The following is a 4,624-nucleotide window of genomic DNA, read 5'->3' on the forward strand; positions in this document are numbered from 1 at the left end:
CTGGGTTTTTGAGAGGAAGTCGAGGCTCGCAACCCGCGTTGTGACCAGAGCGCTGAACTCCTCGCTCCCCTTCCCCGCCACGGCGATGGCCAGGTTCTCCGCCTCGGGGGTGGGCCAGATGCGGGGGAGCTGGTAGGTGGAGTTATTGAAGATCTTACTGAAGTAGAGGTACATGGGGACAAAGGGGCGGTAAAGAGCCCTATGTACTTCACCATCCTTCTCAAAGGAGGCAGGCGTGTTGCGCTTCAAATGTTCTATTAGGGTCCCATCCCACTTGATTAGGCTCTCGTCTCTTTCCAAATCATCCTCTTCCTTCCCCAGGTGCTGATTGAAGGTGTTTATGAGCCGCGTCATATGGCGCTTCAGGTCTTCCTGGGAGAAGTTAAAAGCGTAAGCATCCCGATTGGTTTTGACACCGCTACTTCTCTCCTCAAAAACTTCATGTAACGGGAGCATAGAGGTAAACGCCTTGCTCAGCCTCCCCACCCAGTCCTCGTAGGCCACCTCGCGCCAGGGGACGTTACGGACCGAGCCGTATCCCTTCACCTCGGCGAGCTTCGCCTCCCGGCTCAGGCCGTCCCCCACCCGATGAAGGAAGACCTTCCCCTGTCCCTCGTGCCCCTTGCGCTTGACGAGGAGGAGCAGGCAAACGCCGGCGCGGGTGGAATCCCCGAAGACGTTACCGGCCTCCTTTCTTCTGGCCTCCCCCTTCTTTCGCGCGTCCCCCCTCAGGTCGTACACGTAGACCTCGGCGAACTCCTCGGCGAGGCAGGCCCGCAGGCCCCGGGCCACCACCCCCTCCAGCCACCCGTTGTTGGTCACGAAGGCCACGATGCCCTCTTCGCCGATGCGGTCGCTCGCCATGCGCAGGGCCTGGATGTACTGGTCGTAGAGGGAGTTGAGGTTTTCCCCTTTCTTCCCCCCGCCCAGCCCAATCTCCTTGGCCCTCTGCACGTAGGTCTGTTCCACCCGCTTTCTCACCTCGGGGTAAGCCACGTTCTTTTTTCCCTTTCCTTCCCTGGACACCCAGGCCCGCCAGGGCGGGTTGGAGAGGACCACCTGGATGGGGCTTTTCACCTGGCGGTTGAGGTGCTTCCCGTACTCCTCCGGGAAGAGGGGGATGGTGGGGAGGGCCTCCCCCCGGTACCAGAGCTCGGCCAGGCGGAAGGAGTCGGTGAGGAGGGCGCCCTCGAAGGGGAGGTATCGCCCGGTGAGGGAGAGGACGGTGTTCTCCACGTTGGCCTTCAGGACGTGGTAGGGGAGGAGGAGGATCTCGTTGGCCCAGACCTCCCCCCTCCGGAGCTTCCCCTCCACCGCCCCCGCGCTTCCCGTCTCCGCGACCCGGTGCAGGAGGCGGGTGACGAAGGTGCCCGTGCCCGCGAAGGGCTCCAGGGCCACCACGCCCGCGTCGGCGAGGCCCTTGCCGAAGTGCTTCCGGGCGAGCTCGTCGGCGCTTCGCACCAGGAAGTCCACGAGCTCCACCGGGGTGTAGGCGATCCCCACCTGGTCGGCCACCTCGGGGAAGGCCTTGGTGAAGAAGTTGCTGTAGAGCCGCCTCAGGAAGTCCGCCCGCTCCGCCTCGTCGGTGAGGCTCTGGGCCTTGAGGCGCATCTCCTCGTAGAAGTCCTGGAGGGAGGCCCCTTCCCGCTCCAGGAAGCCCCGGAAGACCTGGAAGAGGCGGTCCAGGGCCTGGGAGACGGGGTCCTGCCGAAGGGCTTGGAGCTCCCCGAAGAGGGCGTCGAAGATGGGCTTGGTGAGGGCGTGCTGCACCAGCATGAGCACGGCCTCCTCCCGGGTCACCTCCTCGTTGACGAGGGCCTTCAGGGCGGCGAGGAGCTCTTCCAGCCCCTTCTTGACCCCGGGGTCCTGCTCCGCCAGGGCCTCCACCTGGCGCTTGAGCCTCTCCGCCACCCGGGCCACGTCCTCGGCCCAGTTCTCCAGGTACTTCCGCCCCAGGCTCAGGCGCTTCACCAGCTTGCCCGCCAGGCCCCGGGCCACCTTCTGCCGCAGGCCGGGATCCTCCAGGAGGACGTCCATGACCACGGGGGGCGTCTCCTGTCCTCCCACCACCCCCAGGACCTCCGGCCCTCCCTGGCCCGTTCCGGCCTCCGGTCCTGCCGTCCCCGAGAGGCGTACCAGGGCGGCCCGCATGCGGGCCTCGAAGGACTTGTCCACGGAGCGCAGGGCGGAGAGCACCTGCCAGACCGCCCGGTAGCCGCTCTCCTCGATCTCGCGCTCCTCGTCCTCGCCCCGCACCACCACGGGCAGGACCACGTAGCCGTAGTCCTTCCCCGGGGCCTTGCGCATCGCCCGGCCCACCGCCTGGATCACGTCCACCACGCTCTCCCTGGGGCGCATGAAGGCCACGGCGTCCAGGGCGGGCACGTCGATGCCCTCGGTGAGGACCTTGGCGTTGGTGAGGAGGCGGATCTCGTCCGGTCCCGGCTCCCCCCTGAGCCAGTCCAGGAGGGCCTTGCGGTCGTAGGCGGACATCTGGCCGTCGATGTGCCGCACCTCCACCCGCCTGGGGCTCCCCCGGAGGAGCCCGGCCCCCAGGGCCGCCTGCGCCACCTTGGCGAACTCCCGCTCCAGGGCCTTGGACTCCCGCACCAGGCCGTGGAAGGCGATGGCCCGCCGGATGTTGAGGGGAAGGGGCTGGCCCTTCTCGTCCAGCACCTCCCCCTGGAGGACCTTCCAGAGGCCCACCGCCTTGAGGGCCTCCTCCACCCGGAGGGCTTCCTCCCCCTGAAGGTAGGAGGCGAGGTCCTTCTGGAGCTCCTCGGGCATGGAGAGGACCACCACCTTGTAGTCGGTGAGGTGCCCCTCCTGGACCGCCCGGGTGAAGGTGTACTCGTAGAGGGTCGGGCCGTAGACCTCCTCGTCGTCCATGGAGTAGACCAGGAGGCCCACGCCGTCCCGGTCGTCCTCGGGGGCGGGGTCGTCTTCCCGGGGGAGAAGGGCAGGGGTCTCCCCCTTGCCCTTACCCTTGCGCCTGCCCTTGCCCTTCGCGGCGGTGCCGTTCCCCGTCCCCCCCTCCACCTCCCACACCCGGGGCGTGGCCGTCATGTAGAGGCGGCGGCGGGCCCGGACGTGGGTGTCGTGGTGCACCTTGGTGAAGGGGCTTTCCCCCTCGGCCCGGACGGTGGCCGTGCGGTGGGCCTCGTCCAGGACCATGAGGTCGAAGGGGGGAAGGCCGAGCCTTTGCGCCGCTTCCAGCACCTCCACGGACTGGTAGGTGGAGAAGACCACGGTCATGGCCTCGGGGTCCTCCCGGGAGGCCTCCTCCGCCAGGCGCTCGGGGTCGGTGGTGGGGGGGATGGAGAGGAGGGAGAGGGCGGAAAGGTCGTCCTCGGAGGTCCGGCCCACCCCGGGGTCCGAGACCACGGCGAAGAGGCGCAAGGGGAGGGAGGCCTCCTCGGCCCAGGCCCTGAGGGACTGGTCCAGGAGGGCGATGGAGGGGGCGAGGAAGAGGACCCGCTTCCCCTTCCCCGCCACCCGCTCCGCGATCCTGAGGGCCACCAGGGTCTTCCCCGTGCCCGGGGGCATGATGAGCTTGCCCCGCTCCTTACCCTCCTCCACGAAGGCCCGGACCACGGCGCTCAGGGCCTCCTCCTGGTAGGGCCGGAGGGGCTTGTGCCCCGCCCGCCGGGCCTCCTCAGGTCGGTCGGGGACCAGGGAGGCGAGGTCCACCCCGGAGAGGAGGGCCTCCTCGGTGAGGAGGGTGATGGGGAGGGGCGAGAGCTGCCTCTCCGCCTCCTGGGTCACGCCCTCGGGGGCCACCAGGAGCCCCCGGGAAAAGCCGTAGATGGGGCTTTTGATCGTGCCCACGAAGGATCCCAGGTCATTCCAGGTGAGGGGCTTGTCCCAGAGCTTCACCTGGATGGCGTAGACCTCCTCCTTCTCCTCCTTTCCTTCCTTCTTGCTGTAGCCCACCAGGTCCACCCCGATGTCCTTGGCGGGGAGGCCCCGGCGGCGGGCGTGCTCCGCCCAGGGGACCACCTCCCGGAAGACCTGGGACCAGTAGGGGTGGACCTCCTGGAGAATCTTGCGCACGAGGCGCTCGAAGAGGCGCCCCGCCTCCGTTTGGGGGAAACCGGCGTAAAAGGTCCTCAGGAAAGACCGGTCTACCGCGATCACCCCGTCACCTCCTTCTCAAGGGTGTCGTGTGAAGAACTCTCGTGTAAAAGTCTGTGTACGGGGAGCATACCGCTGAGGCGGCACATGAAGGCATCAGAGCTCGATCATCAGCTCCGGGTACACGTACCAGGAACGATTCCCCACCTTCACTAGAAGCCACGTACCCCACATATCCGGAAAGTACCTTACCTCTACTGCACTTTTGTGAACCCGTACCGAGAAAGGTATCCAATGCTCCCCCTCTACTAAAATCTGATGTAGTATGTCTCTGGATTCATTCACGGCAGGGCAGTAGACATGCCGCGGTTTAGGAAGCGGACGGTAACGATATGGATTTCCAAGTAATCCTGGTTTAGGGAGGATCCGATTAATCTCGAAAGGCTCGGAAGTCGGGCTTTGCAAAGAAGAGGCTCGGACTTTCAAGGACAGCTGGTAATTCAAGATAACGGGATAGTCGTTATTGTGGGTATTTGCCCTAGCTAGAGCG

The 4,624-nt window shown here is 66.1% G+C and carries 1 protein-coding gene; it reads right to left on the reverse strand.

The genetic code is table 11. The features are described from left to right. A partial coding sequence (locus tag AC01Y6_RS09595) for a type ISP restriction/modification enzyme (RefSeq protein ID WP_476671297.1) occupies positions 1–4,137 on the reverse strand: 4,137 nt, incomplete at its 3' end. Between the last annotated feature and the right edge of the window lie 487 nt (positions 4,138–4,624).

The sequence above is a fragment of the Thermus sp. genome (assembly GCF_056332225.1).